Origin of the sequence: Alteromonas sp. 14N.309.X.WAT.G.H12 (assembly GCF_036697315.1) — a bacterium.
Taxonomy (GTDB): Bacteria; Pseudomonadota; Gammaproteobacteria; order Enterobacterales; family Alteromonadaceae; genus Alteromonas.
This window is the reverse complement of sequence record NZ_JBAHZB010000100.1, coordinates 8,156-12,807: the sequence shown is the minus strand read 5'-3', so window position 1 is coordinate 12,807 and position 4,652 is coordinate 8,156. Positions and strand designations below refer to the sequence as shown.

The 4,652-nt window shown below is 45.6% G+C and carries 4 protein-coding genes; 2 read left to right on the top strand and 2 right to left on the bottom strand.

Annotated features, from left to right (window positions below):
• A partial coding sequence (locus V5298_RS17120) for an SDR family oxidoreductase (RefSeq protein WP_332932648.1) occupies positions 1–498 on the top strand: 498 nt, incomplete at its 5' end.
• Positions 499–569: 71 nt separating this feature from the next.
• On the opposite strand, the gene V5298_RS17115 is transcribed toward V5298_RS17120, so the two are convergent.
• Both V5298_RS17115 and V5298_RS17110 read right to left on the bottom strand, forming a co-directional pair.
• Positions 570–1,664 (bottom strand): DUF2891 domain-containing protein, encoded by a 1,095-nt coding sequence (locus V5298_RS17115; RefSeq protein ID WP_332932647.1) that lies wholly within the window; start codon positions 1,662–1,664, stop codon positions 570–572.
• A 30-nt stretch (positions 1,665–1,694) separates the two neighbouring features.
• The gene (locus tag V5298_RS17110) at positions 1,695–4,091 is read right to left on the bottom strand and encodes an ATP-binding protein (protein ID WP_332932646.1); all 2,397 of its coding nucleotides are present in this window, start codon (positions 4,089–4,091) and stop codon (positions 1,695–1,697) included.
• Between the two features lie 331 nt (positions 4,092–4,422).
• Here V5298_RS17110 and V5298_RS17105 point away from each other — a divergent pair.
• On the top strand, positions 4,423–4,652 hold a 230-nt coding region (locus V5298_RS17105), incomplete at its 3' end, for a class I tRNA ligase family protein (RefSeq protein WP_332932650.1).

Genomic DNA, 4,652 nt, shown 5'->3' with positions numbered 1-4,652 from the left:
GCAATGCGAACCTTAGATAAATCAGGTCAGGCAGCGCCCCTTGATAAATACAAACAAGTCATTGATATCAACCTGGTCGGTTCATTTAATGTCGCTAGGTTAGCCGCACAAATCATGGCGACCCAATCCCCAAATAGTCAGGGAGAAAGGGGCGTAATCATACATACCGCCTCCATTGCAGGCTACGAGGGGCAGATTGGTCAAACAGCCTATGCCTCTAGCAAAGCCGGCATTATTGGCATGACACTGCCCATGGCCCGTGATCTCGCACCGCTAGGTATTCGTGTCAACGCCATTGCACCTGGGGTGATGGGAACCCCATTACTACTGGCCATGCCCCAAGGCGTACAGGATGCCCTTAGCAGTAACGTCCCCTTCCCTTCTCGTTTAGGCTCACCAGATGAATTTGCCGCATTAGTGGCCCACATTTTTGAAAATGGTTATTTAAACGGTGAAACCATACGTCTGGACGGCGGCCTTAGAATGCCGCCTAAATAAGCGCTGGAAGGTAAAGCCAATTTGCCGCTGAACCTTCACGTTTAGCGGCGCATCGGCATCAGGTTAGGCTTTCATTGGGATTGGGTTAATTCGGCATGCTGTAACGCATATACCGCAAAACTTCCTAACCAATGGGTGCCTTCATAGTTATCATCCACAATGGCCGGTAATGAATAGATCACATGGGCATCAGCAATGGCTTGAAGGTGCCCATATTGTTTTGGGAATTCATGTATTAACCCGTATAACACCCACGCACGACTGAAGTTTAATCCATCTAAGTGGATCAACTTACCATCAGTACGGTCACTCACTTTTGCCGGTAACAATGTAAAGTCTTTTTCCGCCAAACCGGGTAAGAAATCAGCAGCCCATTGCTTAAATTCATTTGGTGTCAATACCTTACGCATCACATCTAGCTCTTCAAAACAGGGGGATAAAAAATCAAACCCATTGGGCTCCCAGCTTAAAGGGCAAGACTTATCTGCCTCATACCAATGTCTGGCTCGCTGCGCCAATAATGCTGCAAAGGGCTTATTTTGGGTTTGCAGCGCAAAATCATACGCCATAGAAAGGGCAAAAGCCGTATTGGGGTGTTCGCCAGTTCGATTGGGATACACTAGTTTAGGTAAAAATGCGGTGTACTTTTGCACAATGAGGGCCGTTAATGGCTGTAAGTTCTGTTCCAGCTCTTTTGCTAATGGATCATCCCAACGATCCAGTTCTTCGGCTAACTTAAGTAGCCAGGCCCAACCGTATGTGCGCTCAAACGTACTGCTATGGGGCATGGAAAAGTAATCCACTTCGGCCTGAATTTTTTCTGCGGTGAGGTTTTGTTTTAATTTTTGCTTAATTTCCTCACTTTTTGCTAATTGGGGGAAATGACGTAACAGCGACACCATCATCCAGTGTCCATGGACACTGGAATGCCAATCAAAACAACCATAAAACGCCGGATGCAATGTTTTCGGACTCTTTAAGTAGCTCCCGTCATGTAAAATCTGATTAAGTTTATTCGGATATTCTTCTTGTGCGCAGTGCAGTGGCATCGCGACTAAGCGGTTTGCTTCATCTAGCGTTAACTCCGGTGTACTGGCAAACACATTAAAACTCGCCGTCGCCGCTACCGCGGACAGCATTACAGCAAACCTTCTTTTTATACTCATAAATCCCTAACCTTTCTAATTACAGTTTTATTAATCATCATCACCACCATTTACAATCAATGCGATGTTATACAACCTGTTTACCGCATGATAATTCACCGTGTTTTTCTGATAGCGACCTTTAGAGGACATTTCCCCTGCTTCTTTTTGCAACACCAGCGTCACTGCTTCATCCACGGTTTCAACGGTATAAATATGAAATAAGCCCTTTTTAACCGCATCGATGACAACGTTATTTAAGACCAGATTTATGGCATTGGATTTTGGGATCACCACCCCTTGCTCACCATTTAAACCACGGTGCTGACAAAGATCAAAAAAGCCTTCGATTTTTTCGTTCACACCGCCCACGGCCTGCACTTCACCGTATTGGTTTATCGAGCCTGTCACGGCTAAAGATTGGGTTGCAGCAATTTCCGTTAACGAGGATATCAGCGCAATAAGCTCGGCCAATGAGGCACTATCGCCGTCGATATGACCGTATGACTGTTCCAAGGCAATATTGGCCGATAAGGTCAAGGGAAAATGCTGGGCATATTTGTTGCCCAGATACCCCGTCAGCAACATTACCCCTTTAGAGTGGATGGGTTGACCTAATTCCACTTCGCGCTCGATATCCACCACCCCATTGGCCCCGGCATACACCGTTGCGGTGATCCTAGCTGGGGTACCGAAGGCAGTGCCCCCCACTTCAAGCACCGTAAGTCCATTCACTTTCCCCACCGCTTTTCCTTCGGTGGCAATCAGTACATGTCCTTCTTTAATATCATTGAGTAATGCGTGACTGACCCGTCCCGTACGCCGTTTTTTCGCATTCAATGCCGCTTCAATATGTTCCAGTTCCAGTTGCATGGCTTTTTGCTGAAAGGCAAAATACCGCGCTTCATGAATGAGTTCGATGACCTGGGCAAAATGGGCCGAAAACTTTTCCTGATGTTCTGCCATTCTCAATGAATATTCCACCAACCGATACATGGCTTTCGGAGAAATACCGGATAGCCCCACCTGCTGCACCTCATGTCGAACTTTGCCAACAAAATCAAAGGTAGTTTGGCGGCTTACTGGGATCTCATAGTCAAAATCCACTAACACCTTAAATAATTCATCAAATTCATCATCGTAATCCTGCAAGGTGTAATACAGATCACGGCTCCCCAATAAAATAACTTTGATTTTTAAATCAACGGGCTGGGGGTTTAGTGTAATGGCGTTAACCATGCCCACATCTTGCTGGGGCAAATCCATTTTTAACGAGCCCGATTTAATGGCAAGTTTAAGGGCTTCCCACACAAAAGGCTGTTCGATAACCTGATCGGCATCCAACAATAAATAGCCGCCGTTAGCGCGATGCAAAGCGCCGGGACGTATCATTCGGTAATTGGTATACACACTGCCATGAATATTGGTGTATTCGATTTTGCCAAATAAATTTTGGTATGTGGGGTTAGGCTCATAAACCACCGGCGCGCCATCTTCTAATTGATGTCCCACTAAGACATTGGGTAAATACTGCTCTTCGAGATACAGTCGCCGGTCTATATCGTCAGGTTTATCTTCTTTATGTTCTTCGGCTAACAAAGAGACGATGGTTTCCACCAGATGTGTGCGCATTTTCCGCAGGGTTTTTAGTACCCCTAACTGATTGGCATACTTATGTTCCAAATTCTTAAGTAACGGCTTAATACCGAGTTCTGCGGTTTCTTTATCAAGCTGGCGGATTTTTTCTGAACAGGCTCTTTTCCAGGCTGGTAAGCCAAGTAAACTTTCACTTAAGCGGTTTTCCAGATCATCAATAAGATCATAAAAATATTGCCGTTTATCCCCATCTAAAGCAGCAAATTCTTCATCGGTTATGGGTTTACCGTTAACAATGGGCGCAAACGAAATGGCATTAGATTCGTCATACAGGGCCACTTCGTGGGCCTGTGCATAGCGTTCTACACTATCAATGGCTTCGTCATACCGCTTTTCAAAGGCTTTTTTAATGGCGGACTTTTTACGCTGGTAACCGGGATTATCAAAAGCGGCGGGGAAGGTGTCGAGAAGATCATCAATCAAGACGCTAATATCTTTAACCAGCTCTCGCCCTTCTCCCGGCGCCATGCGCAAAACCACCGGTTCTCTTTCTTCGTCAAAATTATTTAAATAAACCCAGTCTTCCGGCGGCGGCAACGTGGCAATTTGACGTTCGATAAAATCTTTTACCAAGCTAAAACGCCCCGTAGACGGTTCGCCCATTACGTAAAGATTATAGCCTTTTGAATCGACGCCTAATCCGAATGCCAAAGCCTCTCTGGCACGCTCCTGACCGATGAACGCCGCCGTCATCGCGTCATTGTCGTTCAATGCCTGATTAATCTGCCTACGATTTAAGCTTGGTGAAAGTGCTTTCGCATCAAGGGGGGTGATTGTACCTATAACGGTCATAACTTCCTGAAAACCCATTTTTTATAAATGAAACGCGAAATAATGGCGTGTGTCAAACCTTTCAGGTTAAGAAAAATGTGATTTTTTCACCGCCACACAAGGCGACACTCTTGCCATTTTAAGCTTAGCGATTACCCACAACCTTAACATTGTGGCTAGCCCAATGACCCCATCACCCCATAGGTTTTCAAAAAATTACCGAAAAACCGTTTAAAAACCCAGCATACACAGATAAAAAAGCGCCGCCGCTATTGTGGCAATGTGGGGCGGTAGGTTATTCTATGCGGCTTATCACGAAGTCATCAATATTAACGCGGAAGCCTTATTTACAATGGCCGAAAATCAGTACAACCCCAAAGAAATAGAACAACAAGTCCAGCAATACTGGGATACAAATCAATCATTCAAAGCCGTTGAAGAGGAAGGGAAGGAAAAGTTCTATTGTCTTTCCATGTTCCCCTATCCCAGTGGCCGACTCCATATGGGGCACGTAAGAAACTACACCATTGGCGATGTTATTAGCCGTTTTCAGCGTATGCAGGGCAAAAACGTGCTTCAGCC